At 47.2% G+C, this 26,318-nt stretch carries 23 protein-coding genes and 1 tRNA gene; 12 read left to right on the top strand and 12 right to left on the bottom strand.

Features of this window, described 5'->3' with window-relative positions:
• The 7 genes from NQX30_02240 to NQX30_02210 form a co-directional block, all read right to left on the bottom strand.
• Positions 1-1,224, bottom strand: coding sequence for an ABC transporter permease subunit (locus NQX30_02240; GenBank protein ID MDM5147197.1), 1,224 nt, complete (start codon positions 1,222-1,224; stop codon positions 1-3).
• Positions 1,225-1,315: 91 nt separating this feature from the next.
• Complete coding sequence (locus tag NQX30_02235) at positions 1,316-2,344, bottom strand: amino acid ABC transporter substrate-binding protein (protein MDM5147196.1); 1,029 nt, start codon at positions 2,342-2,344, stop codon at positions 1,316-1,318.
• Positions 2,345-2,578: 234 nt separating this feature from the next.
• On the bottom strand, positions 2,579-2,866 hold the full coding sequence (gene rpsT / locus NQX30_02230) for a 30S ribosomal protein S20 (GenBank protein ID MDM5147195.1): 288 nt from the start codon (positions 2,864-2,866) through the stop codon (positions 2,579-2,581).
• A 60-nt stretch (positions 2,867-2,926) separates the two neighbouring features.
• Positions 2,927-5,386, bottom strand: coding sequence for an FAD-dependent oxidoreductase (locus NQX30_02225; protein MDM5147194.1), 2,460 nt, complete (start codon positions 5,384-5,386; stop codon positions 2,927-2,929).
• Between the two features lie 136 nt (positions 5,387-5,522).
• The gene (locus NQX30_02220; GenBank protein ID MDM5147193.1) at positions 5,523-5,996 is read right to left on the bottom strand and encodes a GatB/YqeY domain-containing protein; all 474 of its coding nucleotides are present in this window, start codon (positions 5,994-5,996) and stop codon (positions 5,523-5,525) included.
• Between the two features lie 24 nt (positions 5,997-6,020).
• A complete protein-coding gene (gene rpsU, locus NQX30_02215) occupies positions 6,021-6,233 on the bottom strand; it encodes a 30S ribosomal protein S21 (protein ID MDM5147192.1) in 213 nt (70 codons plus the stop codon).
• Positions 6,234-6,420: 187 nt separating this feature from the next.
• Complete coding sequence (locus tag NQX30_02210; protein MDM5147191.1) at positions 6,421-7,026, bottom strand: GDSL-type esterase/lipase family protein; 606 nt, start codon at positions 7,024-7,026, stop codon at positions 6,421-6,423.
• A 65-nt stretch (positions 7,027-7,091) separates the two neighbouring features.
• Here NQX30_02210 and NQX30_02205 point away from each other — a divergent pair, with 65 nt between their 5' ends.
• Entirely contained in the window at positions 7,092-8,222 is a 1,131-nt protein-coding gene (locus NQX30_02205) for a murein transglycosylase A (protein MDM5147190.1), read from the top strand.
• Positions 8,223-8,330: 108 nt separating this feature from the next.
• Here the strand turns inward: NQX30_02205 and moaC are convergent, their stop codons facing one another.
• Positions 8,331-8,813, bottom strand: a complete 483-nt coding sequence (gene moaC / locus NQX30_02200) for a cyclic pyranopterin monophosphate synthase MoaC (protein ID MDM5147189.1) — start codon at positions 8,811-8,813, stop codon at positions 8,331-8,333.
• A 40-nt stretch (positions 8,814-8,853) separates the two neighbouring features.
• On the opposite strand from moaC, the gene NQX30_02195 reads away from it, so the two are divergent.
• On the top strand, positions 8,854-10,194 hold the full coding sequence (locus NQX30_02195; GenBank protein MDM5147188.1) for a M48 family metalloprotease: 1,341 nt from the start codon (positions 8,854-8,856) through the stop codon (positions 10,192-10,194).
• A gap of 37 nt (positions 10,195-10,231) precedes the next feature.
• Here the strand turns inward: NQX30_02195 and NQX30_02190 are convergent, their stop codons facing one another.
• Complete coding sequence (locus NQX30_02190) at positions 10,232-11,818, bottom strand: HD domain-containing protein (GenBank protein ID MDM5147187.1); 1,587 nt, start codon at positions 11,816-11,818, stop codon at positions 10,232-10,234.
• Between the two features lie 86 nt (positions 11,819-11,904).
• Positions 11,905-12,285, bottom strand: a complete 381-nt coding sequence (rplS, locus tag NQX30_02185) for a 50S ribosomal protein L19 (protein MDM5147186.1) — start codon at positions 12,283-12,285, stop codon at positions 11,905-11,907.
• A gap of 442 nt (positions 12,286-12,727) precedes the next feature.
• Here rplS and NQX30_02180 point away from each other — a divergent pair, with 442 nt between their 5' ends.
• From NQX30_02180 to NQX30_02135, 10 genes are all read left to right on the top strand, one after another.
• On the top strand, positions 12,728-12,946 hold the full coding sequence (locus NQX30_02180) for a cold-shock protein (GenBank protein MDM5147185.1): 219 nt from the start codon (positions 12,728-12,730) through the stop codon (positions 12,944-12,946).
• 116 nt (positions 12,947-13,062) lie between these two features.
• Positions 13,063-15,876 (top strand): 2-oxoglutarate dehydrogenase E1 component, encoded by a 2,814-nt coding sequence (locus tag NQX30_02175; protein MDM5147184.1) that lies wholly within the window; start codon positions 13,063-13,065, stop codon positions 15,874-15,876.
• 26 nt (positions 15,877-15,902) lie between these two features.
• Positions 15,903-16,202: a hypothetical protein gene (locus NQX30_02170; GenBank protein ID MDM5147183.1), complete on the top strand. Its 300-nt coding sequence runs from the start codon at positions 15,903-15,905 to the stop codon at positions 16,200-16,202.
• Positions 16,195-17,322 carry a 2-oxoglutarate dehydrogenase complex dihydrolipoyllysine-residue succinyltransferase gene (gene odhB / locus NQX30_02165; GenBank protein MDM5147182.1) on the top strand — a complete coding sequence of 376 codons (1,128 nt, stop codon included), beginning with the start codon at positions 16,195-16,197 and terminating at the stop codon, positions 17,320-17,322. Before NQX30_02170 ends, odhB begins: the two co-directional genes overlap by 8 nt.
• A 218-nt stretch (positions 17,323-17,540) precedes the next feature.
• Entirely contained in the window at positions 17,541-19,691 is a 2,151-nt protein-coding gene (gene priA / locus NQX30_02160) for a primosomal protein N' (protein ID MDM5147181.1), read from the top strand.
• 83 nt (positions 19,692-19,774) lie between these two features.
• Positions 19,775-20,314: an ATP-dependent protease subunit HslV gene (hslV, locus tag NQX30_02155; GenBank protein MDM5147180.1), complete on the top strand. Its 540-nt coding sequence runs from the start codon at positions 19,775-19,777 to the stop codon at positions 20,312-20,314.
• Between the two features lie 61 nt (positions 20,315-20,375).
• Positions 20,376-21,671, top strand: coding sequence for an ATP-dependent protease ATPase subunit HslU (gene hslU, locus NQX30_02150; protein ID MDM5147179.1), 1,296 nt, complete (start codon positions 20,376-20,378; stop codon positions 21,669-21,671).
• Between the two features lie 190 nt (positions 21,672-21,861).
• Positions 21,862-23,271: a Do family serine endopeptidase gene (locus tag NQX30_02145; GenBank protein ID MDM5147178.1), complete on the top strand. Its 1,410-nt coding sequence runs from the start codon at positions 21,862-21,864 to the stop codon at positions 23,269-23,271.
• 71 nt (positions 23,272-23,342) lie between these two features.
• A tRNA-Met gene (locus tag NQX30_02140) sits at positions 23,343-23,416 on the top strand.
• A gap of 276 nt (positions 23,417-23,692) precedes the next feature.
• Positions 23,693-24,940: a sarcosine oxidase subunit beta family protein gene (locus tag NQX30_02135; protein MDM5147177.1), complete on the top strand. Its 1,248-nt coding sequence runs from the start codon at positions 23,693-23,695 to the stop codon at positions 24,938-24,940.
• A gap of 57 nt (positions 24,941-24,997) precedes the next feature.
• Here NQX30_02135 and NQX30_02130 read toward each other — a convergent pair whose 3' ends face one another.
• Positions 24,998-25,231, bottom strand: a complete 234-nt coding sequence (locus tag NQX30_02130) for a hypothetical protein (protein ID MDM5147176.1) — start codon at positions 25,229-25,231, stop codon at positions 24,998-25,000.
• A gap of 4 nt (positions 25,232-25,235) precedes the next feature.
• Entirely contained in the window at positions 25,236-26,201 is a 966-nt protein-coding gene (locus NQX30_02125; GenBank protein ID MDM5147175.1) for a LysR substrate-binding domain-containing protein, read from the bottom strand.
• Positions 26,202-26,318 lie beyond the last annotated feature (117 nt).

Below are 26,318 nucleotides of genomic sequence, written 5' to 3'. Positions count from 1 at the left end.
TTAACGCTCCTCTAGCTGCACTCGCCGATTGTAGGCGTTAAGCAGTGCAGATGTGAGAAAAGAAAGTAACCAGTACACACCAATTGTCACCATCATAATTACCAGCGCTTGACCAGTTTGATTGAGCGCAATACCCGACCATACGTTGACGAGGTCGGGATAACCAACGGCAACTGCCAGTGATGAATTTTTGGTCAAATTTAAAAATTGGCTGATTGTCGGCGGAACAATTACCCGCATAGCCTGCGGAATTATTATTAATTGCAGAGTAATTCGACGATACAACCCTAAAGAGGAAGCAGCTTCAGATTGCCCATGCGATACGGCGAGAATTCCACCACGTACGTTTTCAGCAATAAAAGCGGCGGTATACACTGTTAGCCCAAACCACAACACAAAAGCCGTTAAAGGCACCCGCCCACCACCGCGATAATTGAGTCCTTTTAGTTGAGGATAATTAAATGACAAATGCTCACCAGCCAGAAAAACACCAGTGGACAAAAACGCGGCAATAATCGCCAGCGATACAAAAAATACTGGAAACATTTTTCCAGTTGTATCTTTCCGTCGTTGAGCCCAACGGCACATAAATACAATCGCGACAATAGCGCTGACAAGAGCGGCAATTAACAATACAGCGCTTGCAATGGAAAATTGTGGTGACGGATAATATAAACCAGCTTTGTTCAGAAAAAACATTTCACCCCAGGTCCAGCTGTTTCTCACCACCGGCGCCAACGGTAAAAATACTACAAAGTTCCAAAATAATAACTGCAATAACAATGGTGTATTACGAAACCATTCAATGTAAAGACCAACAAAACGGGAAACCAACCAGTTAGGAGATAAACGCAACACGCCAACCACAAAACCCAACACAGCGGCAGAAATAATCCCTAAAATGCTAATAAAAACAGTATTTTGAATGCCTATAACAAGCACTTCCCAATACAGGCTTTCCCCTAGCTCAAAGCTCCAAAAAGGAAAGAATTTTTCTGGAATGGCAAACGGCGCGATGTCATCAAAAAAATGAAATCCGGTTTTTATACCGCGTTCTTCCAGATTTTTGTTCGTGTTGTTGGCAATTGTAAAAATTACCCATAGCAAAAAAAGCACCGCCGTACTTTGAAAAAATATTGACCGCACTTTGGGGTCTCGAAGCAAGGGAATACCCGGCGTTCTAAAAAAACGGCTAATTCCTTTGTTAGTAGGTATAGGTGCCATTTTTTTCTCTCTCTCTCTCTAATGGCTGTTGTGCAGAAAAACCCACACAAAAAACGGGCGGCAAAAGCCGCCCGTTCATAATATCAAATAATTAGCGAACAGGTGGGGCGTATATCAAACCGCCACGGCTCCACAAATCATTGGGGCTACCAGCGCGAGTAAGACCGAGCGGAGTATTTTCGCCCACATTGGCCTCATAAATTTCGCCATAGTTACCTACCTGCTTGACAGCTTGATAGAAGCAATCCTTAGAAAGCTTGTCGCTGATTAACTGACAGCTATCGCCTTCTAACCCGAGTAAACGGAGGACGGATGGATCTTCACTGCTTCTCATTTGGTCAGCGTTGGCGGAAGAAACACCCAACTCTTCAGCGTTCATCATTGCCCACAACGTCCATTTAACAGTGTTAAACCAAGCATCATCACCTTGACGAACAACCGGACCCAAAGGCTCTTTGGAGATTGTTTCCGGCAACACTTGGGCACTAGATGGATCGGCCAACTCACTGCGAATAGCCGCTAATTGGGATTTGTCAGATGTCAATACGTCACAAGCACCACCTTCAAAACCCTCGCGTGTTTGCACTGAGGTTTCATAGGCGACTAATTCAAAGTCCATTTTATTGGAGCGGAAGTAATCAGCGAGATTGATTTCTGTGGTGGTACCTGATTGCACACACACACGGGCACCATCCAACTCTTTGGCACTGTTAACCCCGAGATCTTTTTTAGCCATGAAAGCCTGCCCGTCAATAAAATTATAGTAGGTAAAATTAAGACCTAAGGAAGCGTCACGGGTCAACGTGTGCGTCGTGTTGCGGGACAGCACGTCAATTTCACCTGAAGACAGGGCGGTAAAACGCTCTTTTGCTGTCAGTGGCACAAACTTGACACTTTCACGGTCACCCAACACAGCAGCGGCGACCGCATAGCATACGTCTGCATCAATGCCGCGTATTTTGCCTGCGTCATCCGGAGCGGAAAAGCCCGGCAACCCGCCGTCAACGCCACAAATTACGTGTCCCCGATTTTGCACATCTTCCAATGTACCAGCGGAAGCACCACTACTGACTACTAAAGCGCCAGCTGCAAGCCAAGCTTGCCATGTTTCATGTTTCATAATTCTATGCCTTTTGTTTTTTATAGAAATCAAAAATAGGAAACACCGCTTTACCATGCTTCCTCCAAGTTACTCATATTATATAGGAATATTTTACTAAGTCTCCAAATTTTTAGAACATTCAAAAACAGGCATCAGGCACGGCCTTTTGATATCTGAAAATGCTTATTCATATCCGACAGGACTGTTTATTCCTTATATTCGCACACCCTCTGCAGCCAACTTGTTGTAGATTTAAGCGGCTTCTTTGTCTACTTTGCCTTTCACAGCAGTTGTCTGTATAAGCCGGTTCAGGCGACGCTTGACACGCGCAACCGTATTCGGATGCAACATTTCTTTTCTTGCGGCCTTATCGGCAATTGATTGCATAACATGAAAAGCCGCACGACCTTCCTCAGCATTACCCGCGCAAGCACGAACTTTTTTAACAGCAGTACGATAACGGGAGCGAATCGCCTGCCCACGTTTGTGTCTAGTGAGCGCTTGCCGCGCCCGTTTTTCTGATTGTTTAGTATTAGCCATAGTTTAAAAATTTGAAATTCTATCACGCTTCCACTTATTTCCACGCGCTCACATTACTTTTTATGCTCGCATTCGTAACCCACTGGGGTCATACAAAGGTCGCAAAGACGCTTCAGCGACAAACCGCTTACCTGCTATTTCTATTTCATAGGCTGATGACAGCAACTCCGTCGCCGTTTCATTACATCCACAACGCACATAGCCTAATCCAATCGCTGCTCCCAAATGATGACCATAATTACCACTAGTAATGTAACCTGCCACTTCGTCGTCACGCAAGATAGGTTCATTGTGGTACAACAACGGTTGAGAATCACGCAGTTTAAATTGCATCAACCGCCGCGTAAGCCCAGTTTCACGCTTTTTAATGACTGCGTCTTTGCCGATAAAATCACCCAAAGCCGTGCTTGCTTTATCAACACTGACGGCAAAACCCAGTCCTGCTTCCAGCACGTGGTCGCGACCACAAACGTCGTGACCAAAATGGCGGAATCCTTTTTCCAAACGACAAGAATCTAAAGCGTGCATCCCGCACCACATCGCCTCTGTTGGCGCTTTTTCTGTCAGTGTTTCAAATACATGTGCAGCCATGTCCACCGACACGTATAGCTCCCATCCCAATTCACCAGCAAATGATACGCGATGAGCACGAACTACAGTATGACCAATTTCCACTTCCTGTGTGGTGCCAAAGGGAAATGTGTCATCCAACGGTTGCGCTATGGACAAAGACAAAAAATCACGCGCCGCTGGCCCTGTGACGAGTATTACGGCCTCCATTACCGTAGTATCCATCACCATACACTGCGCCTGCGGCGGTGTTTGCTGTTGAATCCAAGCCATATCACGCCGCACAGTTGCTGCCGGAGTTACTACCAAAAATTCATCATAGCTAATCCGAGCAACAGTTACGTCGGATTCCACACCACCATCAACGTTAAGAAACGGCGTGTATGCTATGCGCCCCACCGGCAAAGCGACATCATTGGCGGCGATACGCTGTAACACTGCTTCGGCATCGACCCCGCTCACACGAATTTTACCAAAGCTACTAAGGTCAAATAGTGCCACTCCATTGCGCACTGCATGATGTTCAGCCGCCTGGCGGGCAAACCAATTTTGCCGTTGCCAACTGTATTCGTAGGCTGGTTTTTTCCCAACGCGCAATTCATCAGCAGACAAAAACCAATTAGCTCGCTCCCACCCAGCAAGCTCACCAAAACATGCTCCACGCACCGCTAGTTGTGTATGTAACGGCGAACGTCGTACACCACGGGCGGTCGCAAATTGTCGGTATGGAAAATGGTCAGCGTATAACAACCCCAACGTTTCACTCACCCGCTCGCGCAAATAGCGACAGTTCCGCTGAAAGGGCATCATACGAGCAATATCCAATTCCGTCGCATCTAGCTGAGGACGCCCATCAACCATCCATTCGGCTAACATCATCCCAGCACCGCCAGCGGATTGAATTCCTACTGAATTAAACCCAGCGGCAACGTAAAAATTCTTAAGTTCCGGTGCTTCACCCAGCAAGAAACGGTCATCGGGAGTAAAGCTTTCCGGTCCGTTAAAAAACAATTGAATGCCGGCTTTTTCAAGCATCGGCAACCGCGCGAGCGCTTTTTCCAAAACTGGCTCAAAATGCGCATAGTCTTCGGGTAACGATTCAAAAGAAAAATTTTCAGGTATGCCTTTCATACCCCACGGCTTGGCATCTGGCTCAAAAGCCCCAAGTAAAATTTTGCCTGCGTCTTCCTTATAGTACGACCATTCGTCAGGCACCCGCAACATCGGCAGTTCGCCTACTTCATCAATAGGTTCAGTGACAATATAAAAATGCTCACAAGCGTGTAGTGGCACAGCAACACCAGCCAACTCCCCGACAGTACGCGCCCACATGCCGGCAGCATTTACAACACATTCACAACTTATTGGCCCTTGGTTCGTCATTACGCCAGTTATGCATCCATTGTTGTGGTGAATAGCGGTCACTTTCACCCCCTCCAACAAAGTTGCCCCACCGTCACGCGCAGCTTTGGCAAGCGCTAATGTGACATTCACCGGATCGACCTGCGCATCTTCAGGCAACCAGATAGCACCAGCAATATCATCGGTGCGCAATCCCGGATACAGCGAGGCAATACTTGTCGGCGATCGCTCTTCCGCTGGAACGCCAAACGCCTTAGCCGCCGACACACTACGCCGCAACTCCTCCAGTCGTTCTTGAGTAAGTGCCAAGGCAATAGATCCACGTTTTTTATAACCGATATCTATACCCGTTTCTTTTTCCAGCCGTTGGTACAATTCATGACCATATTGCGCCAATTTTGTCATTGTTTCCGTTGGGCGTAGACGCGGCATCAGCCCAGCAGCATGCCAAGTAGTACCGCAAGAGAACTGCTTACGTTCCAGTAACACAACGTCATGCCAGCCTAATTTGGCCAAATGATAGGCGACTGAACAGCCGACCACGCCGCCCCCGATAACCACTGCCCTTGCCTGTGTTGGGATTTGCACGTTATTTTCCTTTCTATTTAGCGTAGGCAAAATTATACGATTTTTGCTAGGCTGCAGAGGCGTTATACGCAGATAGTAGCCATTACTCAAATGTTAAATTTAAAAATAATTTGCCCTTAGTTTGGCAGCGAAAAAATCAATTAGTTAATTTTTGTTTGAGCAGCCGACTTATGATGCTCATGTCGGCACCGACAAGCGTATTTTTAAGTTGTCCCATTACTTTTCCCATATCACGCATAGAAGAAGCTCCACAGTTAGTAATGGCGGCTTCCACAGCTTGTTCTAATTCTTTTTCGTCCAGTTGCGGCGGCAAAAACGGCTCCAAAATAGTAATTTCTTCACGCTCACGAGCAGCCAACTCATCGCGCCCAGCACTGCCATATTGCGTTGCCGACTCACGGCGTTGTTTGATTAACTTTTGAGTAACCGCGACAAAATCAGATTCCTCCACTGGCTTGCCAGAATCTATTTCTGTTTTTTTAACCGCAGCCAGCAACATACGAAAAACGTCTACGCGTAACTGGTCGCCCGCTTTCATCGCTACTTGCACTTCTTTTTGCAAGCGCTGAGCGGGAGTCGGTGGAGCAGTTGAATCGGAGGAAGCACTCACCGAAAACAGGCAAACTATTGCAAATCAGTATTTGCGGGTAGGAAGAGAACGCATTCGCAATTTGCGACGCAATCGCTTAACGGCGGCAATTTTCAACCGTTTACGGCGAGTAGTTGGTTTTTCAAAGGCCATGCGCATACGCATTTCGGTCAATAGCCCAGAGCGCTCAACCTGCCGTTTGAAACGGCGCATGCCGCCTTCAAACGATTCGTTTTCACTAATACTGACATGAGGCATTCGGTTATTAATCTCCTTTTTCAATAAAAAACCCTTTATTCTACCAGTTGATAGCGTTCAAAGAATATATGAACTACGCAATTTTACTAAAATCTACACAACGGCATTGAATTTAGCAAAACATGTCCAGTCTAAATTCGGAACAGGTAAACCGCTCGCGACGTGAGCTGAAAGTAGAAAATAATTGTCACACCGCACCAGAACGGTGCAGTAAATCGGCAACCGCTTCGGCAATAAGCCTATAACCTTGCGCGTTAGGATGCAAGTAATCAGATTTTAAATTCTCGTCATGCAACACCGATTTTAAAATACTATCTTCTATCCATAAATCGTATGCTGACGCCAACTGCGCATACAACGGATGATTGGATGGCCACAGCGACGGGCGCGGCACACTGATAACGACTACCCGAGCGTTGGTATCGTGAACAATTTGTATCATGCGTTCTAGATTGTCTACTGTGACCTTTTCAGGGTATTTTTTTAAAAAATCATTGCCGCCGCTACAAATAATCACCAGGGCTGGGCGCACTTTCCGCAGTATCTCAGGTAGCCGCTTGAGGGCATCAACAGTGGTTTCACCAGATGCGCCAGCGACAACAACACGGCGACTGATTAGCCCCTGCAATTGTGCCGGATAAGACTCGCCGGCAGACACGCCATACCCAACAGTCAAGCTGTCTCCAAAAGCCAATACCACATCATCATCAGCCAAGAGTGGTAAAGACGGTGGTGAAGTGCAACCGGTTAAAAATATTAACAAGCATGCCAATAACGGATGGACTATTTTCATAGTTACATATTACCAGTTAAAGATATCACTCAATCATTAGTTAGCTGTGAGTTAAAATGCGTTTCATGAAAAAAATTTTCGCTCTGTGCTTGTTAGTTTTACTGACTGGTTGTGCTGTACCAAAAATTGCGCCAACAAAGCACCTTGTCATAACGTGGGAAGCCATGCCCGGCTGGACAACGGATAATCATGCCGCCGCGATACCCGCATTTTTGCGCAGTTGCGAAAAAATTCGGGAACAAAATAAATGGCGCCACATTTGCGCGGCGGCGGCAGCATTGCCGAAAAATGTTGATGATGACACGGCACGATTATTTTTTGAAAAATATTTTATGCCCCAACAACTGCTACAAAAAGACAATTCCGAAATTGGGCTTGTTACTGGCTATTACGAGCCGCTGTTACAAGGTGCACTGCAACCTTCAGCACGTTATCAATACCCGATATACGCCCGTCCCGATGATTTGTTGACCATAGAATTGGGCGTGGCGTACCCATCATTGCAAAAACGCAAATTACGCGGCCGACTGGCAAACGGCAAAATAATCCCCTACCACTCACGCGCCGACATTAATGGCGAAAGCAATCCGCTTGCCGGTCACGAATTACTGTGGGTAGATGATAAAGTAGCTTTGTTTTTTTTACATATACAAGGCTCAGGGCTGGTGCAGCTACCTAATGGCGACATTATTGGAGTTGGCTATACCGACCAAAACGGTCATGTTTATCTCTCAATTGGACGGCTGCTGGCACAACGCGGTGACATGGAATTGGAAGATGTTAACTTGTTTTCCATTCGCCAATGGCTAGAACAAAATCCGCAACGTGCCGATGAACTACTTCACTCTAACCCCAGTTACATTTTTTTCACCCGTCGTGATGCGGTCGCCGAAGGTCCTATTGGCTCACTTGGAGTAACACTCACGCCGGAACGAAGTTTGGCGGTGGATAATGAAAAAATTACACTGGGAGCACCGGTGTGGCTGGATACCGTCATGCCCGACGATGGCAAGACGCCACTACAACAATTAATGATGGCACAAGATACCGGCGGCGCGATTAATGGTGACATCCGCGCCGATGTGTTTTGGGGACGCGGCACCCGCGCCGAAAAAATGGCAGGATTGATGAAAACGCACGGACGTTTGTACGTACTCATACCCAAAGCCGATTTGAATATTAATAAACCTGAATAATTTATCATTCAATGTTAACTCACCTTCCATCAGCGGTAAGGCTTCAATCTATTCGAAATTTGGTTAGCGTTTTATTAATTAGGCAATTAGTTCTGCCGTTTGTATATCTCACTCATTACGCAAAAAATCTCCGCTGCGACCGCCTTGTTTTTTGATTAATCGCACATTTTCAATAACCATACCTTTATCCACCGCTTTCATCATGTCGTATACTGTTAGCAGTCCTGCTTGAACCGCGGTCAAGGCTTCCATTTCCACGCCGGTCTTGGCAGTAGCCGTAACCGATGCTTCACACTCCACCAAGCTATGTTGCGCGTCCAGAAAAAATTCCACCCGCACTGACTCAAGTGGTAAGATGTGGCACAACGGTATCCACTCTGCTGTTCTTTTTGCCGCTTGAATGGCAGCAATTCGCGCCACAGCCAGCACATCGCCTTTGGAAACATTGCCACCAGCAAGCAACTCAAAAGCCTCCACCGACAACCGAATACGGCCACCAGCAACAGCGTGACGACGAGTAACGGCTTTCTCACCAACATCCACCATTTGCGCCTGCCCACGCACGTCCAAGTGGCTAAGTTCTTTTGTCATGATATATAATTTCTTAGTGCCAAAGCAGCTAATTATACTTTTGCTCACTGCTGTTATGACGGTTTCTTTTCCTGCCGCCGCCATCGGCGCCAGAGATTTTTTTCCGCAAAGCGAAATGCCCGCTGCCGTGCGAGAGCGACTAATGAACAAAATTTTGGGGCGAGTGCGCATCACCGATCCGGCTTTTGACGATTATTTCCAGCGCATCAGCATCGAGCTCGCTCCCGAAGATAACTATTTAATTACCACCGCTAACATTGACCAGGTTAACGCTTTTGCCTATTTTGGCGGTTGCATCGTCATAATGAAAGGCATATGGAAATTAGCTAGCAATGAAGATGGTTTTGTAGGCATCGTCGCTCACGAAATGGCACACGTTAAACAAGATCATTTTCGGCGTACCAAAGAAGTACAGGAAACAATCACCGCAATAACGATACCGCTACTCATCGCTGGACTGCTATCAGACAGTTCCGAAGTGCGTAATGCCGTTGTTAGCGGTAGCGCCGGCATTATTACCGGTCAGCTATATGCACATTCACGCGAACTGGAACATGAAGCCGACGTACTAGGATTGGAAATGATGGCTAACTCTGGCCACAACGGACAATATCTGGCTGAGTTACTGGGCAAACTGTCCGGCGGTGGTGCCGAATATGTTTCCACCCACCCAGCGCCGCTGCGCCGTGCTGCATACATCAAAGACCGCCTGCTCTCCTCGCCTATTCGGGGCGAAAAAAACAGTCTGGATTTTCTTTTGTTAAAAGAAAAACTTTCGCTAAGCGGTGTGCCCGAAGACGAAAAAAATACTAAGCAGCGAATGCTGGCGCAAGCAACCAGCGACAAAAAAACCGCATTGCAATTTGCCCTATTGGCACTGGCCATAAAAACCCGCGACAAAGTGCTGGCACAAAGCATGTTTGATTCCTTACAGCCGGTGGCACATCCTTTTGTTGTCGCTGAGCGCGCAGAATATTTAAGCCGTCTCGGCGGTAATAACAAACAAGCACTGGCTATTTTGGCTCAAGCTCGCCGCGATTTTCCCGAGTCGGCCGCGTTGGGTGTGCGGCAGCTTATCGTTATGCGACGGGCAAATGATTATCGCAATTTACTAAAAACCTACAAGGCCATGCCCAAGGTATTGCGCGAGCGTAGCGATACTCTACGCGAAGCTTCGCAAGCGGCAGCAACGCTCAAACAACGAGGATATGCTAATTTATTACTAGCGAAAGCACACGCCGCACAGGGCTATTTTGAGTTGGCCGAGCGACAACTTACCATCGCCGAAAAATACAAAATGAAACCCAATTTGTTGCTAGCAGTTTCAACTCTCAGCAAGCAAATCAAAAAAGAAATAGAAATATTAAAAGAAAAATCGTAAGCGCTATACGAGCTATACGATGGCGCAAACGTTCAACCTAAGCGCAGTCCACCAAAGCATTATCCAAAAACTGGTGCCCGTATTTGAGATGTATTTTGCTTTTAAGGAAAATTCGATACAAATCGGCATCAATTTCTCCTTCATCGCTCATACTTTGCATAATATCAAGCACTCTGGATAGCGTCATTTTTCTACTACGATAGGGACGGTCCGGAGCGCTCAACCCTTCAAAACGGTCAGCAATGCCAAGAATGCGAGAAGGTATGGACAATTCGCTGGCAGACAACCGGTTAGGATAGCCGGCGCCGTTCATTTTTTCGTGATGGTTACCCGCATATTCAACCACCCGAGAATATTTTTTTGGCCAAGGAATGGACGACAGTAGGCGAATTGTGATACTCGCATGCTCTTCCATAATTTTGCGTTCCCGTGGATTGAGCGTCCCACGCAAAATTTGTAAATCTGACAAATCTTTTCTCGCTACCACTTTTTCTCGTCCATCTTGTTCATCATTTTTTTCGGTGGGCGGCTGTGTATGGGCAATAACACGGCTAGAAATGTTTTCTAGCTTGTTCATAACTTCTTCATCCATAAACAAATTGCCGGTGTTAACTTCCTTAAGCAAATCAATATCAGAATTGAGTTGCGACACATCAGACTCCTTGGAGGAAGGCAGCAAATCTTTGCGTCCTGCAGCAATAACATTCTTTTTGAGCGCGTCCAGTTCTTCAGAAATACGCCACATGTGCAACCGATCAATCAAATGCTCAATACGATCGGTGAGTGTGAATAATTTGGTTGGTTTTTCCAAAATATGATCAGGAGTGATGATTTTTCCCACATCGTGCAACAAGGCCGCCATTTTGAGCGCCTCTCGGTCCGATGTTGACATTTCAAAATCGACCATCTCCTGCTCAACGGCGTCAGCCAGCATCATAGTCACCTCGGTCACACGGTAACAGTGACCGGAAGTATGCGGTGATTTTTCATCAATCGCCATACCGACCATGCGCACGATAGCACCGAGCAAATTTTGCCCTTCTTTAATCAGCAAAGCATTATTAAGTGAAATGGTAATGTGACCGGCAAGCGTGTTCAAAAATCTCAAATAATCATCTTCAAAGCACTTCGGGTCCGGGTTAATAACCTGCAGCACACCGATAGGAGTGTCATCCGAGGTGGCATGAAGTGGAAATGCGATGAGGCTTCTAGTCTGATAATTGTTACTTTCGTCAAAGGCTTTCACTCCTGAAAAATCAAACCGCGATTCGGCATTGATGTCAGGCACGGCAATTGTTTGCCTTTGCAAAAATGCGGAGGCGGAAATTTTAGCCGACTGGGTACTATCCCCTTCTTGTAGCGGCACTTCAATAAAACCACTCACTGCCAACGGGTCAAATTCACTTACCACACTGTGAATATCAAGCACTTGGTTAGTCAGCAACACAGCCTTGAGTGTGTTGTATTTATTGTCGTGCATGTAGAGTGTCCCGCCATCGGCACCGCTTGACGCGCAGACAATATTAATTACACTTTGAAATAGTTCAGGGAATTTTTTACCGCTAGATAACTCGTGTGCGACTTCTATGAGGATATTTAGCTGTTTTTCTTTTTCGGAAAGCATAAAATAAGCCTTTTTGAACTAAGTTTAAAAGTCACCGAACGCTATAAGGAGCTAGGCACAGCCAGCACACACAGAAAAATCGCGCATTAGCGCGGCTTTTGCGCTTTTTTGGCACCAAGTTTCTCACGAATACGTGCAGACTTGCCGCTACGTTCACGCAGATAATACAATTTTGAGCGCCGCACATCGCCATGACGCACTATTTGGATACTTTCAATTAACGGCGAATAAGTCTGAAAAGTACGCTCCATTGCTTCGCCGGAAGAAGTGCGGCGAACAATGAAAGATTCGTTGATACCACGGTTACGACGAGCAATTACCATGCCTTCAAAAGCCTGAATTCGGCGAGTGCTACCGTCAACCACATGGGTTCGCACGGAAACGACATCACCGGAGAAAAAAGACGGAATTGTCTTGTTGAGGCGGGTGAGTTCTTCTTGATTGAGTTGTTCAATAATATTGTTCATTAGATAAGATATTAAAAGATGTTAGAGGCTTACCGATTGACAAGTAATTATACGCTAGAAGCCCAAGCTTAGACAACAAAATCCTTCTTCAGTAATCGCAAATCAGTTATGCCTCAAAAAAGGCGCCACAGCAACAATTCGTTTTTGCAACAGTTATAAATTAGGACACATCTACATTCTCGCCGGTCAATCGCCGATGATAGAAAAGATAAGACCGACAATTATTGAATAAGAACATCAACCTACACGTCTGAATAATAATATGACGGACACTCATTCTTACTTTCATACCCGTTCAAATTATGGAGAAAATTTTCCGAATCAATGGCAATAATTCGTGCCAAATGTCATTTTCAAGGCAAAGCACTGTACAATTAGCAGTCAACAATTACTTTTGTTGCATTTTTTGCAGCAGACTTTTTAAATAACAAAGGAAATAAAAATGTCAGAATCAATCTCCGGAACCGTCAAATGGTTCGATGACTCCAAAGGATTTGGCTTTATAGCGCCAGATAATGGGGGGAAGGACGTATTTGTTCATTTCAGAGCTATCGCCAGCAATTCATCCGGTCGCAAAACATTGCGCGAAGGACAAAAAGTTACTATGGATATCAACGAAGGTCCTAAAGGGTTACTTGCTGAAAACGTAACGCCCCTGTAAGTTATCGTCCTGCGGAGTTGCAGCGCGTAATACTTGCGACACCATTCATCTGCGCACCTGTTTGCATTACATAATCGTATTCGGTAGTATTCTATTGCCAACGGAGTCTGCTATTTATGTCCAACTACCAAAACTTCAAAAAAAGCGGTGCCTTTTTTGGTGGCAATGCCCCTTTTGTCGAAGAAATTTATGAGCGCTATGCGCAAGACCCCGCCAGTGTGGACGATTCTTGGCGGCGGTTTTTTGAAAATGTCCGCCCCGACGGCAACATTCCCAGCTATCATTCGCTTGCTAAAAACATTGCCGCACGCTCAACAGAGCGGCTGGTTAACTCCGTTGCTGACAGTACAGACAATGGCAAACAGGCTGCTGTTAACCGACTAACAAGCCGTTACCGCTTTTTGGGAGCCCGCGTTGCCACCATCAATCCGTTGCAATACGACACTCCTGAATTACTTGATTTACAACCGGAAACGCACGGTCTCGGCGGTGCCGACATGGATACTATTTTTGCCACTGATATTCGCGGATTGGGCGGACAAGCATCGTTGCGCAATATTTTATCTATCCTCAAAAAAGCCTATTGCGGCTCTATGGTGGTGGAATTCACTCACATCAGCCGCCAAGACCGCCGAGTTTGGTTGCGCGAACGCATAGAAACACCTCGTCCCACGCTTTCATCTGACAACAAAAAGCGACTACTGGAACGCCTCCTTGCTGCGGAATTACTAGAAAAATACCTACACACCCGCTATGTCGGGCAAAAGCGCTTTTCACTGGAAGGCGGCGATACATTAATTCCCATGTTGGATACGTTGCTTAATCTATCACTTGACGGCGGCATGAAAGAAGTCGTCATTGGCATGGCACATCGTGGGCGGTTAAATGTATTGGTTAACATTCTCGGCAAACATCCCTCAGAATTGTTTATGGAATTTGAGGGCAAGCACAAAGCAGTATCGGGCTCCGGCGATGTGAAGTACCACATGGGATTTTCCAGCGCTTATCGGGCACGCGGCAAGGAAATGCATTTGGCGTTGGCATTTAATCCCTCGCACCTTGAAATCGCCAACCCAGCAGTAGAAGGTTCGGTACGCGCCCGCCAAGATCGGCGCGGTGATGCTCGACGCAAAACCGTATTGCCGGTACTTATCCACGGCGACGCGGCATTTGCTGGTCAAGGCGTAGTCATGGAAACACTTAATTTTTCACAAGTTCGCGGTTTCAAAAACGGTGGCACTGTTAACATTATTATTAACAATCAAATTGGCTTTACTACCTCCACCCCCGATGATGCGCGCTCCACATTCTTTTGTTCCGACGTGGCCAAAATGATTGAAGCACCAATTTTTCACGTGCATTGCGATGATATTGAAGGTGCCGCCTACGCGATTGAGACAGCGCTGGCTTATCGCCAAAAATTTGGTGAAGATGTGGTTGTTGACTTGGTATGCTTTCGTCGCCACGGTCATAACGAACAAGACGAACCCTTCATGACTCAGCCGTTTATGTACCAAAAAATTGCCAAGCATCCAGGCTCACCAGCAATTTATACTCGCCAGTTACAAGAAGAAGGCGTTGTCAGCAAAGATGATATTGAACAAATCAGTAAAACTTATAGAAAACAATTGGAACTCAATGATTCGGCTAGTACCAATGCCATACCCTCTTCCGAGAATAAATTTGTAGACTGGCACGCATTTCAAAAACCCAAGCAAGAGTGGGATTGGGCACCTGCCAAACCAGTGTCAATGAAAAAGATTTCCACTATGGCGCAAAAACTTTCCACTTTGCCGGACAATTTTTCCCCTCACTTACAACTAAAAAAACTTGTCGCCACACGCGCCGACATGGCTGCCGGCAAACGTCCACTAGATTGGGGGATGGCTGAGAATATGGCTTATGCCATGCTGCTGGATGCCGGCTATGCCGTGCGTTTGTCCGGACAAGACTGTGGACGCGGCACTTTTGCCCATCGCCACGCTGTCTGGCATGATCAACAACGCGAAAAGCGCGATGGCGGTGCTTATGTGCCACTACGCAATTTGTTTGCCGATCAGCCAGATTTCTTGGTGATTGATTCCATTCTCTCCGAAGAGGCCGTTCTTGCTTTTGAGTATGGCTATTCCACCACCGACCCCAATCGTCTTGTTGTTTGGGAAGCACAATTTGGCGATTTTGCTAACGGTGCACAAGTAGTCATTGACCAGTTTATTTCTTCCGGCGAAGCTAAGTGGGGACGGTTTTGTAATTTAGTACTATTGCTGCCGCACGGTTACGAAGGACAGGGGCCTGAACATTCATCGGCTCGCATAGAACGTTATCTACAACTGTGTGCTGAATACAATATGCAAGTGTGCGTACCCTCCTCACCGGCACAAATTTATCACTTGTTGTTACGGCAAATGCTTCGTCCACTGCGCTTTCCTTTGGTGGTTATCACACCCAAAAGTCTGTTGCGCCATCCCGAAGCGGTGTCATCACTCAAAGATTTAGCGAACGGACGTTTTATGCCGGTGCTACCGGAAACAGATAAGACCATCAAACCTACCGCCGTCAAACGCGTAGTGCTATGCGCGGGGAAAATTTATTATGAATTACTGGCCACCCGCCGCGAACGCAAAATTAAGAACATCGCGATTATGCGACTGGAGCAGCTATATCCATTTCCGCATGAACAGGTAGAACTCGAAATTGCTCAATACAAAAACGCCGACTATGTAGTCTGGTGCCAAGAAGAGCCCGGCAATCAAGGTGCGTGGCACCGCATTCAGCACTATCTACGCCGACATTTGCGCAAAGGACAATCTCTGACCTATGCTTTGCGCCCGTCAGCAGCATCCACCGCCGCTGGCTATGGCGACATGCACCGAAAACAACAGCAGGACGTCATTGATGCTGCACTTGACATCAACTCTACCGTAGGCTAGTTTATTAATGTTAAAGAAAGACGTCCATGATTGAAGTCAAAGTTCCAGAATTATCCGAATCGGTTTCCGAAGCCGTCCTTTTGGATTGGCAAAAAAATCCCGGCGATGCAGTACACGAAGGCGACGTTTTGATGTCTGTAGAAACCGACAAAATCGTGCTGGAAGTCTATGCCCCGTGCGACGAGTTACGTAACACACACAAAACGGTAGGAAATTCGGTTACCAGCAGCGAATTACTAGCGAGCATCGACGATTCTGCTAAACCCACCTCTGAGCCAATCAAATCCACCACAACCACTAAAAAAAGGAGTTCCCTCCATGATTGAAATCAAAGTTCCAGAATTATCCGAATCGGTTTCCGAAGCCGTCCTCTTGGATTGGCAAAAAAATCCCGGCGACGCAGTACACGAAGGCGATATTTTGGTGTCTGTAGAAACCGACAAAATCGTGCTGGAAGTCTATGCCCCGTGCGATGGTGAGTTACGTAATACACACAAAACGGCAGGAGATTCCGTTGTCAGCGGCGAATTACTAGCAAGCATTGACAACTCTGCCAAACCCACCGCCGAACCGACCACAACTACATCAATAGTTACAAAACCAGCAAAACAAGCTACCCCCGCTATGCCTTCCGCAAAAAAAATTGCTGCCGAACAAGGTGTGGACCTGCGACAAGTTGAAGGAAGCGGCAAGGGAGGTCGCATTACCAAAGGTGATGTGCTCATTGCGACCAGCGGTGGCGGCGCTCGTAATGAACAACGAGTACCAATGACCAAACTACGCACTCGAATTGCTGAACGCCTAATGCAATCACAAAATGACACTGCATCGCTAACGACATTTAACGAAGTAAACATGCAGACAGTAATTGATTTGCGCACCGCCTATCGTGACACTTTTGAGAAAAAGCACGGCGTCAAACTGGGCTTTATGTCATTTTTTGTCAAAGCAGTGGTGCAGGCACTACAACAGTATCCAGTCATTAATGCCTCGGTTGACGGCAATGACATTGTTTATCACGAATACTACGACATTGGTGTCGCAGTCGGCACCCCACGCGGATTAGTCGTGCCTATACTCAAAAATGCCGAGCATCTATCTATGGCAGACGTCGAAAAAAATATTTCCGACTTCGGCGCTCGAGCGCAAACAGGCGCGCTAACGATGGAAGAAATTACAGGCGGCACTTTTTCTATCACTAACGGCGGCGTATTTGGTTCTCTGCTATCCACACCGATTATCAACCCACCACAAAGCGCAATTTTGGGCATTCACGCTACTAAACCGCGACCAATCGCAGAAAACGGTGAAGTAGTGATTCGCCCGATGAACTATCTTGCTTTGTCATATGATCACCGCGTAATAGACGGTCGGGAGGCGGTATTATTTTTGGTTGCCGTCAAAGAGGCCCTAGAAAACCCGGCTCGTATGTTATTAAATGTTTAACCTTAGTTCGCAAAAGCGCCGTCTAGGTGTGTGATTACTACTATTTAAACAGCCGTATTAACTTATGACCTTATGCAAAATTCGCTAGGTCACTCTTATAGCATTCATTGCGCCACTGTTTTTCAAATTTCAAAAAATAGTCTACTGTGCTAATTTTGCGCAAAATTAATTAACTCTTGCATAAAAGCATTTGAGTCATTAAGGATAATTTATTATAAATGACAATCGTTTGCGTAGCTGTTAATGTGCGCGTGTATGCGCTGTTTGACTATATCGTTCCTAGTGAAATTGACACTGCCGTCTCACTAATCGGGCGACGAGTGCGGGTCCCGCTTGGGACTCGCCAAACCGTCGGCATTGTTATGGAATGTAAAAAATATTCTGCCGTGCCAATCACAAAGCTCAAAAAAATATTGGAAACGTATGATGATATGCCACCGCTGCCGACAGCAACGCTTAATTTAATTCGTTTCTGTGCCGAGTACTATCACTGCCCCGTTGGCATTGCCGCTGCTGCTGCCGTGCCAACCTTTTTTCGTCGCCCTAGTGTTTGTCGGCTACCGATGGGTTATCGATTAACGGAAAAAATCATAGCACTGCCGCCACATCGCAAAAAAGCGCTCCACGTATGCGAATGGTTACAAGACAATGGCTGTCAAACAGCGGCAGCGATTGGAGCCGCAACAGACGCTGGAACATCATTATTGTCGCGATTAGTTAAGGAAGGTTTCCTAGAACGCGGTATACATTGGCCGTTACCCCCCCTCGGCACCGCCGACACGCCGCCTACATTAACTTCGGCACAAGCGCGAGTACTGGCGGCGGCACAAGTTAACGGGTGGAACACCCCGCAGTTGCTGTTTGGTGACACCGGCTCGGGCAAGACCGAAGTGTATATGCAACTCGCCGCCAAAGCACTAGACGCAGGTGGTCAAATTTTAATTCTTGCTCCCGAAATTCATCTTACACCGCAAATGGAGGAGAACTTTCGCAGCCGTTTTCCCACGTGTCGCTTATGTATTCTACATAGCGGACTGGCTGATGGAGAACGGGCGCATCGTTGGCTAATGGCATTGTCGGGACAAGCTGATATTGTTCTTGGCACACGATTAGCCGTTTTCACTCCGCTACCTAGACTTAAGTTAATAGTGGTGGATGAAGAGCATGATGAATCTTACAAACAGGATGAGGGGCTACCCTTTTCCGCACGTGATTTGGCGGTGTGGCGCGCTAAACATGAAAAAGCAGCACTCGTTTGCGGTTCAGCAACGCCGTCTTTGGAAAGTTACGAAAATACCCGTAGCGGACGCTACCAATTGTTACGCTTAGATGCCCGAGTACACAAAGCAGACATTCATGTCGCGCTCACGCCAGAGGAAGGAACTTTATTTCACGGCATGTCCCAGCCTTTTTTAGTCGCGTTGGGGGAAGCGCTAAACACCGGCGGGCAAGCACTAATATTTATTAATCGCCGCGGTTATGCTCCAACGCTAGTGTGCGGACAATGCCGCTGGACAGCCTTTTGCGAGAGTTGTGAAACTAATATGACCTTGCACCGGCGCGAAGGACGCCTACTATGCCACCGCTGCGGCGCGGCGCGGCAGATGCCACTACGCTGTGAAGGTTGCGGTAACAGGTTGACAGCGGCGGGTTCCGGTACCCAGCGCATAGAAGAAGCGTTGACACGCCGTTTCGCGCTACCAGTGCTACGGCTAGACAGTGATTCACTCAGCCGCCGCGACAGCTTTGCACAGCAACGTGAAGCTATCGCCAAAGGAAAAGCACCGTTGTTGGTCGGCACCCAAATCGTCGCCAAAGGACACAATTTCCCACATTTGTCATTTATCGGAATTTTAAATGCAGACAGCGGCTTATCATCGGCAGATTTTCGCGCCGAAGAACGGTTATTGATGCTATTGCGCCAAGTTATTGGTCGTGGCACGCGCAACCCCGCGGGCTGCCGAGTGTTAATTCAAACTTGCCAGACCGAACATCCGTTTTATAAAGACTTGCTTGCCGACAATTTAGAATCCTGCTGGAAACGACTACTAACAGAACGAAAACGAGCACAATTACCTCCCTATGCACATATTGCTGTGCTACGTGCCTCCGCAACCACCGAAAAACACGTGTGTAACTTTTTAGACAACGCAGTTATAGCGGCGCGCGCGATTACCTCGTCGCCGGTAATCGTATATGATCCGGTGCCAGCACCAGTTGCAAAAGCAGCAGGACGCTGGCGGTGGCAATTGGCAACACAATCAGTATCTCGCCCAGCACTACATCAATTTTTAAGTGCGTGGATAGAAAACCTTCCTGCCGCCGGTGCGGTACGCTGGCATTTAGATATAGACCCTGCGGCTATTTGAACACAACGTATTACCGCTGACGGTTGTTAGCGGCAAATGGGTGGTACAATATTAATTTTATTATGTTCAATTCATCGCTCACTATGCACGGCACCACCATTCTTTGCGTCCATCGGGACGGAAACGTGGCAATGGGCGGTGATGGGCAGGTCACGCTAGGCGACACCATTATCAAATCATCAGCGAGAAAGGTGCATCGGCTAGCCAATGATACAGTGCTCGCCGGTTTTGCTGGCGCCACAGCGGACGCTTTTACTCTTTTGGAACGTTTTGAAAAACGACTTGAATCTAATCACGGGCGACTCGCAAAAGCGGCAGAAGACTTAGCGCGCGACTGGCGTACCGACCGCGTGCTGCGCCGTTTGGAAGCTATGCTGATGATTGCCGATCGCAAGGATTTGTTGGTATTATCGGGATTGGGCGATGTGCTCTCTCCTGAAGCAGGAATTATTGCTATCGGTAGCGGTGCCGGTTTTGCCGAAGCATCAGCACGAGCACTCGCTGACAATACTGACTTACCGCCAACTGAGATTGTCAAAAAATCTATGGCTATCGCCGGTAACATGTGTGTGTACACCAATGACCATGTTTTGATAGAAACATTAACAACCGATAATTCTTAAATCTCACACCAATATTATTTTGCCTAATATAGAAAAAAATGTGAATGAAGAACCGTTGAGTATGGAAGAACTGACGCCGCGCCGTATCGTGCGTGAGCTTGACCGTTATATTGTCGGGCAAAGTGCGGCAAAACGCACCGTTGCATTAGCGCTACGCAACCGCTGGCGGCGCATGCAAGTAGAGCTACCATTGCGTGACGAAATTGTACCCAAAAATATTTTGATGATGGGTCCCACAGGCGTCGGCAAAACTGAAATTTCGCGACGACTAGCGCGGTTGACGGGCGCTCCGTTTATCAAAGTAGAAGCAACCAAATTTACCGAAGTCGGCTATGTTGGACGCGACGTAGATTCTATTATCCGCGATTTACTGGAAGTAGCAGTGGAAAACGCTCGCGCTGAGTGCGCCGAGGAAGTGCGCGAAAAAGCCGAGCAACGTGCCGAAGAACGGGTATTGGACGCACTATTGCCCGGCAGTGACGAGGATGCGGCAGCAACACGGGAAAAATTGCGCCTCAAACTCCGCCGTGGCGATTTAGATGAGAAAGAAGTTGAAATCGAAATTAGTGCCATGCCTATGGTAGAAATGCAGGCACCACCGGGTATGGAAGAAATGGCTTCACAATTTCAGCAAATGCTACAGTCCGTAGCCCGTGAACGCCGAAAAAAACGCCGCTTGGATGTTGTTGATGCTTTTGACATGATTGTTGAAGAGGAAATTAACGAACTTGTGGACATGAATGACGTCAAAGACATCGCCATTGATAGCGTAGAAAATAACGGCATTGTGTTTATTGACGAAATTGACAAAATCGCTGATAATGATGCGCGATCCGACGTATCACGCCACGGTGTGCAACGCGACTTGCTGCCACTGGTAGAAGGCACCACAGTGTCTACCCGTTTTGGTAATGTCCACACTGACCACATTTTATTTGTTGCCAGCGGCGCTTTTCATTATTGCAGTCCTTCCGACTTGATTCCTGAATTACAGGGACGCTTTCCCTTGCGGGTAGAGTTGGCAGCATTAACGGTTGACGATTTTAAACAAATTTTAGATGGCACCGACGCTTGCCTGACTCGCCAGTATGAAGCGTTAATGGCCACCGAAAAAATCACATTAAAATTCGTCAAAGGCGGTGTGACTAGTCTTGCCGAAACTGCATGGCAAGTCAATGACAACGGTGAAAACATCGGTGCTCGGCGGCTGTACACACTGATTGAAAAACTGCTGGAAGAAGTGTCATTTGAAGCAGACAAAATGACAGGTCAAACTGTGACAGTAGATACGGAAATGGTTAATGATCGGTTAGCCACATTGGCACAAAATCGCGGCCGTGCCCGCTACGTGCTGTAATTCTAGTAACACTAGAATGCCTCCAAATATTAACACCACCTCACACACTGGATTTATTCCTTACATTAAAAATCTCGCTATTGCAGCAGTAACAGCATGTATCAGCGTGTTGCAAAGTGGTGATTTAAGGTTGAACTTGCCCCTAAAAAAGCTTATGATATTTGATGTTTGATAAATTTGAGGCCCTGAAATGAAAAAAACATTAACGTTAATTTTGGCGACGGCACTGTCTGCTTCCATGGTAATTGCGTCTGCAGCAACAGCGGCAACGGCGATGGCCTTGCCTGATTTTACGGCATTAATAAAAAACAGTGCTGATGCGGTAGTCAGCGTCAGCGCAACACGCGAAGTAGCAGCCGGAAAAGGACATAGTAAAGCATTGCCTTTCCCACGCGGATTATTCCCGCCCGACTTGTTCCCCCCTGATTTTTGGGAACGGCAGCAACCACGACGCGGCGCACCTCATCATTTTCAGCACTCCGCCGGTTCCGGATTTATCATTGATGCCGATGGCTATGTGATGACCAATGCTCACGTTATCGCCAACATGGACAAGATTGTTATCACCCTCAAAGACGGCGATGATTATGAAGCCGAGGTGGTAGGCATAGACGAGCGTACTGACATCGCGCTACTCAAAATCGAATCAAAAAAACCGCTGCCGGTAGCACGCATTGGTGATTCCGATGAAGTACAAGTAGGACAGTGGGTAGCGGCACTGGGCTCGCCGTACGGGTTAGACCAAACACTCACCGCTGGCATCATCAGCGCCTTGGGACGACGATTGCCCTCCGAAGCATATGTACCGTTTATTCAAACCGATGCCGCCGTTAATCCTGGTAACTCCGGCGGCCCGCTAATGGATTTGGAAGGTAACGTCATCGGCATTAACTCGCAAATTGTTTCGCCGGTACGCGCCTTTGTCGGTGCATCGTTCGCCATTCCCATCAATGTTGCCATGCGCATCCAAGCACGCCTGCGCACCGACGGTGTGGTACGACGCGGGCGGCTCGGTGTAGCCTATACCGAGGTATCTCCATCAACCGCCGAAGGTTTTGGTCTGGATAAACCGCGCGGTGCGTTAATTAACGATGTAGTCAAAGGCAGTGCCGCCGACAATGCAGGTCTACAAGGCGGCGATATTATTTTACAATTTAACGATGAACTCATAAATTCTTCGGTATCGCTACCCGTCATTGTCGGCGACACCCCACCGGGAACAACGGTAACTATGTCTGTCTGGCGTGATGGTGGCGAATTAGAAATAGTAGCAGTGTTGGATTCGCTGGACGACACGATCCCAAAAACAATTTTGGGACTAACACTGGAAGATCTGGATGATAATTTCAAACGCGAAACCGGGTTGCATTTTGGTGTGCTTGTCAAAGAAATATCCGGCAGCAGAGGCGCACCAGAAGGTATAAATCAATTTCGTCCTAATGACATAATTACGCATTTACTGGTTAACAAACGCCGCCGTCCAATAGAAAACCAATCAGCCCTAGCTGCCGGAATCAAGGAAAATAAAGAATCCGCCATTGTATTTTTTGTTTGGCGCAACGGTCGCAATATTATCTTTACTGTGCAAACTGATAATTAAGATGCGGTAGGCGGCGAATTTTTTCGTCACCACTACTGACCGGCAGGGCAATACAAGTGGTAAAATTCGGCTGCGGGATGGAGCAGACCGGTAGCTCGTCAGGCTCATAACCTGAAGGTCGTAGGTTCAAATCCTACTCCCGCATCCGTTTTGGCTGGCGTTTGATAATCACTCTTACGCCTATCTCTTCAACAACACAAAACCAATACTTTCTTTCGTTTCTTGCACTCAACATCCAATTTTCGTGATTTATGAAAGCGGGTTAATCAATCTTTCATAACTATAGTTGCCTTTTCCTCTAGCGCCCCGCAAGCATCTTGCTGGTTATAGTCAAGTAATATTATTTTTCTTCCTGTCTTATAAGTTATGTGTCAGCAAAATTTAAACGAGCATTGCCACATATCGGTATAATTTCTGCGTTATGGCACGTTATTCAATATTTTCACTAGCGCGCAACGCTATTAATTATCATCAAAACTGGCCTCGTGCTTGGCGCAATCCCGAACCACAATCGTCTTATGATTATGTCATCGTTGGCGGCGGTGGACACGGGTTGGCAACGGCTTATTATCTAGCAAAAGAACACCACGTTGGACGCATCGCCGTCGTAGAAAAAGGCTGGCTCGGTGGCGGCAATACCGGACGTAACACCACTATCATTCGTTCCAATTATCTACTGGATGAATCAGCAGGGCTATACAACCACGCCATTAAACTGTGGCACACGTTGTCAATGGAACTCAATTTTAATGTCATGTTTTCGCCGCGCGGCTTGCTACATTTGGCACACACACTCAGCGATTTACGCGAAATTGGGCGGCGAGGTCATTCCAACTACGCCAACGGCGTGGATGCGGAAATGCTCACCCCCGAACAGGTACAAAAGTGGGTACCGTTTATCAATTTGCATGGTCGTTTTCCAGTGCTAGGCGCCATTTTACAACGACGTGGCGGTATTGCTCGCCATGATGCAGTAGCGTGGGGCTATGCTCGCGCCGCCGATGCTTTGGGCGTAGACATTATCCAAAATTGTGAAGTTACCGGATTTGACACCACTGGCGGAACACTTACCGGTGTCCAAACCACTCGTGGGCGCATCGGCGTAAATAAAGCGGCTGGCGTGGTGCCAGCGGGACACGCCGGCGTGCTAGCTGCCATGGCGGGTTTTCGTTTACCTATAGAAACCGTTCCGCTGCAAGCATTTGTTTCCGAACCGATAGCGCCGATACTTGACTGCGTCGTCATGTCCAACACGGTACATGCCTATATTAGCCAATCAGACAAAGGGGAACTAGTCATGGGTGGTGGTTCCGACCCTTACAATTCCTACACGCAACGCGGCAGTTTTCATCAAATTGAACATGTTGTCGCCCCCATTGTAGAACTGTATCCAATATTTTCCCGCGTCAATATGCTACGCCAGTGGGCAGGTATTGCAGACATTACGCCCGACCGCTCGCCGATTTTGTCAGCAACGCCGGTGAAAAAATTGTTTTTCAACTGCGGCTGGGGAACTGGCGGATTCAAATCTACACCGGGCAGTGGTCATACATTTGCCGAGACACTAGCACGCGGCGAAGCAAGCGCCCTAGCCGCGCCATTTTCTTTAGAACGTTTTATTACTGGGCGACTGGTTGACGAGGCAGCAGCAGCGGCGGTAGCTCATTAACAGCTGGTGGATTTATATCATCACACCTAGTGCCGTGATTATTTTTTTCGCCTAACATCAAGATGATGAATTCTCATCATCGTCATCATAAAATTGTGGCGTGCCGGGCGTGACACGAAACCATTTACCCATATTGGTATAAAAACGTTCGGCCAGCGCTAACGCCAAAAAAAGAATCAACCCAATACTGATAATTAGCCCTAAAGCCGTCCCAAAACTACCTTCTTCGCTCCCCACATCAACAAATTGCGCCGCCACGTACAACAACATTAAAGCGATAATTTCACGCACAATATTATTTCTCTAGTAGTTGATAGTCAGCGGCGGCTTCGTTCCCCAACCAACGACGCAACTGCACAATTTTTGGGATATCCCAAGTACTTTTGAGACCGTACACATAGCAACTTGAATCTGCATTAATTTTAAAATCAAACGGGTCCACTAATCGCTGTTGACGCATATCCTCCATTACTAGCGATGAACGTGCCAAAGCAATACCCTGCCCCTCAACAGCGGCTTGTAATGCCAAATCACTTTGCGTAAAAAAATGCCCCCACCTCAGGTCAACGGTGTCCGCCGCATCAGTGTGCTGCAACCATGTCTTCCAGTTAAGATTGCGACTGCTAGAAACTTCGGTTTCATCATGCAACAAAGTGTGATGTCGCAAATCAGCAGGCTCACGCAACGGCTTATCGATATGCTCAAGATATGCTGGACTGCAAACGGCAAACAACTGTTCACGCCACAACAGCTGCCAACTTAAAGAAGGTGCAACCGGCGGCGACGGCAAATTAACTACCGCCAATTCAGCATTTTCGTGTTCCACATCAATAGTGTGATTAACCGAACGAATAGTCATTTGAATAGAGGGCTCACACGCATAAAAACGATTTAGGCGAGGAATTAACCATTTGGACGCAAAAGAAGCCAACACGCCAAACACAATGCGGTGTGCAATATTGCCCGAAATGATTCCGTTAACAGCGCGGGCAATGGATTCCAGTGCCTCATCAGAAGCCTCATACAAAAAACGCCCCTCTTCAGTAAGCGTCAGTTTGTGCTTTTGCCGCAAAAAAAGCGGCGATCCAATGTGTTCTTCTATTTGCTTGATGCGCTGGCTAACTGCACTTTGCGTGACATTCAAGCGCGATGCCGCTCCAGTAAAACTGTTTTCCTTAACCGCTTCTCGAAAAACACGAATGGCGGTGAGCGGGTATAAGCTTACATGGCGCATTGGATCATTGTCTTTTTTTTCTGTCACGATATTTTTTCAGTATAGCGAGTGGAAGGAATTTTTCACAACTTTCATTTTATATGTTAAATCTCACTTGGTATAAAAATATTGCTGTTAATTCATCGTGCATGAAACGCCTACGTT

Source organism: Candidatus Persebacteraceae bacterium Df01, assembly GCA_030386295.1.
Taxonomy (GTDB): Bacteria; Pseudomonadota; Gammaproteobacteria; order Tethybacterales; family Persebacteraceae; genus Doriopsillibacter; species Doriopsillibacter californiensis.
This window is presented reverse-complemented; position numbering and strand designations above follow the sequence as displayed.

Coding starts and splice junctions, on each gene's coding strand:
- NQX30_02240 (MDM5147197.1), bottom strand. CDS start 1,224: ATGGCACCTATACCTACTAACAAAGGAATTAGCCGTTTTTTTAGAACG.
- NQX30_02235 (MDM5147196.1), bottom strand. CDS start 2,344: ATGAAACATGAAACATGGCAAGCTTGGCTTGCAGCTGGCGCTTTAGTA.
- rpsT (MDM5147195.1), bottom strand. CDS start 2,866: ATGGCTAATACTAAACAATCAGAAAAACGGGCGCGGCAAGCGCTCACT.
- rpsU (MDM5147192.1), bottom strand. CDS start 6,233: ATGCCTCATGTCAGTATTAGTGAAAACGAATCGTTTGAAGGCGGCATG.
- NQX30_02210 (MDM5147191.1), bottom strand. CDS start 7,026: ATGAAAATAGTCCATCCGTTATTGGCATGCTTGTTAATATTTTTAACC.
- NQX30_02205 (MDM5147190.1), top strand. CDS start 7,092: ATGAAAAAAATTTTCGCTCTGTGCTTGTTAGTTTTACTGACTGGTTGT.
- moaC (MDM5147189.1), bottom strand. CDS start 8,813: ATGACAAAAGAACTTAGCCACTTGGACGTGCGTGGGCAGGCGCAAATG.
- NQX30_02190 (MDM5147187.1), bottom strand. CDS start 11,818: ATGCTTTCCGAAAAAGAAAAACAGCTAAATATCCTCATAGAAGTCGCA.
- rplS (MDM5147186.1), bottom strand. CDS start 12,285: ATGAACAATATTATTGAACAACTCAATCAAGAAGAACTCACCCGCCTC.
- NQX30_02180 (MDM5147185.1), top strand. CDS start 12,728: ATGTCAGAATCAATCTCCGGAACCGTCAAATGGTTCGATGACTCCAAA.
- NQX30_02175 (MDM5147184.1), top strand. CDS start 13,063: ATGTCCAACTACCAAAACTTCAAAAAAAGCGGTGCCTTTTTTGGTGGC.
- NQX30_02170 (MDM5147183.1), top strand. CDS start 15,903: ATGATTGAAGTCAAAGTTCCAGAATTATCCGAATCGGTTTCCGAAGCC.
- odhB (MDM5147182.1), top strand. CDS start 16,195: ATGATTGAAATCAAAGTTCCAGAATTATCCGAATCGGTTTCCGAAGCC.
- priA (MDM5147181.1), top strand. CDS start 17,541: ATGACAATCGTTTGCGTAGCTGTTAATGTGCGCGTGTATGCGCTGTTT.
- hslV (MDM5147180.1), top strand. CDS start 19,775: ATGCACGGCACCACCATTCTTTGCGTCCATCGGGACGGAAACGTGGCA.
- hslU (MDM5147179.1), top strand. CDS start 20,376: ATGGAAGAACTGACGCCGCGCCGTATCGTGCGTGAGCTTGACCGTTAT.
- NQX30_02145 (MDM5147178.1), top strand. CDS start 21,862: ATGAAAAAAACATTAACGTTAATTTTGGCGACGGCACTGTCTGCTTCC.
- NQX30_02135 (MDM5147177.1), top strand. CDS start 23,693: ATGGCACGTTATTCAATATTTTCACTAGCGCGCAACGCTATTAATTAT.